Origin of the sequence: Pseudomonas sp. B329 (assembly GCF_023127835.1) — a bacterium.
GTDB classification, from domain to species: Bacteria; Pseudomonadota; Gammaproteobacteria; order Pseudomonadales; family Pseudomonadaceae; genus Aquipseudomonas; species Aquipseudomonas synxantha_A.
The window spans coordinates 62,492-64,923 of the sequence record NZ_SPKP01000056.1 but is presented as its reverse complement, the minus strand read 5'-3'; the positions used below and the strand labels follow the sequence as shown (position 1 = coordinate 64,923).

The window sequence follows — 2,432 nt, the reverse complement described above, 5'->3', positions numbered from 1 at the left end:
ATGGCGCGGGGCGGCTAAACCGGCATCCCTGCCGGTTTACCCCCCAAATCCAGGTCGAATTCCGGCCAGCGTGGTTTGACGGGGCGCCTCAGATCAAAAGCAGATCAAGAGCGGCTCGCTTCGCATCGTGGTTACTGTTGGCGACTGCAAAGTTGTGTAGATACCCCTCACACATTTGAATTGCTTTTATTCGCTGGGCAGCGGCGGTGTGCGTGGCGGGATCACGCGTTTGCTGCCGGTGGCTTCAAACGCTGCGGCAAAGCGCAGCAGCGCCGAATCATCATAAGCACGCCCGGCAAACGTCAGCCCCACCGGCATACCGATATCCGCCATCACGCCCATCGGCACGGTGACGGTGGGCACGCCAAGGTGGCGAATCGCAAGGTTACCGTTGGCGACCCACACGCCGTTGCTCCAGGCGATGTCGGCAGACGCTTCGTTCACGTCGGCATCGGCCGGGCCTACATCGGCTACGGTCGGAAACAGCACGGCGTCGAGGCCGAGGTTGTCCATCCAGTCTTCCAGATCCAGGCGCCGGGTTGTTTCCAGGCCACGCAGGCCATCGGGCACGGTACCGATCTGGTCCCACGGTGTGATGCCGCGTTGGGCCATGCGCACGTATTCATCCATGCCGGCGGCGAGGTCGTCTTCACGGTTGGGCAGGGTGCCGGGGTCGTGGGGGAAGATCTTTGGTCCGTCCACATCCGCCAGGCGGTTGAGCGCCGGATCGTTGTTGGCGCGCAGGAAGTCATCGAAGGCCCAGGCAGACAGTTCCCACAGTTCGTCGTGGAGGAACTCCTTGGACACCAGGCCACGGGTAAACACCGTTGGCGCGCCGGGCCGGTCGCCTTCGCAGTTGGATACCAGCGGGAAATCTACCTCGATCACTTCGGCGCCGGCGGCCTCCAGCGCCTGGCGGGCGGCTTGCCACAACTCGATCACCGTGGCGCGGGTATTGATCCTTTGCCCGGTGGGCCCGCCGATACCGGGTTTTTCGCTGGTGCCGGCGTCGGGGTCGGCATTGATGTACATGCGCGGCACGCCAAAGCGCTTGCCGGCCAGGCTTTCGCTGCTGGTGGCCAGTGCGGCGTATGAGGCCGGGCGCACCGAGGTGACGCTGGGGATCGGTACCCAGGGTTGCAGGCGCCACAGGTCGCCGCGCTTGTCGGGGTCTTCGGCCACCACGACGTCGAGCACTTCCAACAGGTCGGCCATGGTGCGCGCATACGGCACCACGACGTCCATCGTCGGGGTTAATGGCCAGTTGCCGCGTACCGAAATCACCCCACGGGAAGGCGTATAGGCACACAAACCATTGTTGGAGGCCGGGCCGCGGCCACTCGACCAGGTTTCTTCAGCCAGGCCAAACGCTGCAAAGCTGGCGGCGGTGGCAGTGCCCGCGCCGTTGGAAGAACCGGACGCAAATGGCGCGGTCAGGTAGTCGGCGTTGTAAGGGCTTTCGGCGCGGCCATACACGCCACGCTGCATGCCGCCATTGGCCATCGGCGGCATGTTGGTCTTGCCCAGGCAGATCGCGCCACCGGCACGCAGACGCTCAATGGTGAAGGCATCGCGCTGGGCCACCAGCTTGGCAAACGCCGGGCTGCCGGATGCGGCCGTCAGACCTTTGACCAGGTAACTGTCCTTGGCCGTGTAGGGAATACCCTCCAGCGGTCCCAGGGTCTGGCCCTTGGCGCGGCGCGCATCCGACGCCTCGGCTTCTTTCAGGGCGTCAGGGTTGCGCACCACCACGGCGTTCAGCGCCGTAGCTGTCTGCGGGCCATCGTAGGCATCGATCCGTGCCAGGTATGCCTGGACCAGTTCAACGGCCGTGGTCTGCCCGGCTTCAAGCGCAGCGCGCAATTGGGCAATGGAGACTTCAGTAACTTGCATCACGTTTTTTCGCCGCCTTCACGTGGGGGGATGGCGGCAGTCTACGTACAGATATTTCACAAAACCAGCTAAGGTGGCCGCGATGACTACCATTGCGCTTCAAGGAAGAGACCATGCACAGACCCTATATTGCTCTGGCTGCCCTGCTGGGATTTACCCTCTACACGGCGGCGACGATGCTCACGGCCGAGCAATCACTGCTGGCATTTGGACGCGAGCTGATGTCGCGGCCTGATACCGCACAAGTGGTGATTGACCTGTATTTGATGGCGGTGCTGGCGTGTGTGTGGATGTACCGGGACGCGCGCGGACGAGGGCGCTCCGTGGCGTCGTTGATCCCGTATTTCCTGTTGACGGCGGTGTTCGTGTCGGTAGGGCCGCTGCTGTATATCGTCGTTAATGGGTTCTCGCGACGCACCTGACGGTAGATGCCAACGACAGTAACCACGATGCGAAGCGAGCCGCTCTTGATCTTGATCTGCTTTTGATCTTAGGCGCCCCGTCAAACCACGCTGGCCGTAATTCGACAGGGATTTGGA

Annotated in this window: 2 protein-coding genes; one reads left to right on the top strand and one right to left on the bottom strand. The window is 63.0% G+C overall.

Annotated features, from left to right (window positions below):
* Positions 1-186 precede the first annotated feature (186 nt).
* Positions 187-1,896 (bottom strand): amidase, encoded by a 1,710-nt coding sequence (locus E4P00_RS24955; protein ID WP_148853941.1) that lies wholly within the window; start codon positions 1,894-1,896, stop codon positions 187-189.
* A 110-nt stretch (positions 1,897-2,006) separates the two neighbouring features.
* Here E4P00_RS24955 and E4P00_RS24950 point away from each other — a divergent pair, with 110 nt between their 5' ends.
* The gene (locus tag E4P00_RS24950; RefSeq protein WP_078821239.1) at positions 2,007-2,315 is read left to right on the top strand and encodes a DUF2834 domain-containing protein; all 309 of its coding nucleotides are present in this window, start codon (positions 2,007-2,009) and stop codon (positions 2,313-2,315) included.
* Positions 2,316-2,432: the final 117 nt, after the last annotated feature.